The sequence below is a fragment of the Pantoea sp. Ap-967 genome, from assembly GCF_011752565.1.
In the GTDB taxonomy this organism is placed as follows: Bacteria; Pseudomonadota; Gammaproteobacteria; order Pseudomonadales; family Pseudomonadaceae; genus Aquipseudomonas.
Genome location: NZ_VWXK01000103.1, coordinates 1 through 424, shown reverse-complemented (window position 1 = coordinate 424; position 424 = coordinate 1). Strand labels below are relative to the sequence as shown.

1 protein-coding gene is annotated in these 424 nt (G+C 43.9%); it reads right to left on the bottom strand.

Going from position 1 to position 424, the window contains the following annotated elements; all coding sequences use genetic code 11:
• Nucleotides 1-252, bottom strand: a 252-nt coding sequence (locus tag F3J45_RS29945; RefSeq protein ID WP_205300756.1) for a hypothetical protein, incomplete at its 3' end; no start/stop codon positions are given.
• Between the last annotated feature and the right edge of the window lie 172 nt (nucleotides 253-424).

Sequence of the window (424 nt, the reverse complement as noted above, 5' to 3'; positions counted from 1 at the left end):
AATCTTTTTGACTATCAGTCCGTACTCACAAGCACCCACACGAATTGCTTGATTCGATTTGTTAAAGAGCGTTTGGTTAAGAGCTTTTCGTCTCAACCGAGGCGCGCATTCTACGCTTTCCTCATTTTCTGTCAAGCGTTTATTTTGAAGTTTTTTGCGAGAAACTCGTTTAGCTTCAAACACTTGACTCGCTGCGATCTCTCGTAGCGGGAGGCGAATCATACAGCGTTTTGACACGCTGTCAACACTCATCTCAACCGCTAGCGATCTTTCGATCGAAGCCCTTTCAGTGATCTATTAACAAGCTAACTCGTTGAATTTCAAGGAGTTTGTTGTTCCGATGTCGCTGGAAGTGGGGCGCATTATAAGGGGATTCGGAGGGGCGTCAACCTTTAATTTCAAGAAATTGAAATATAGGAGGAAA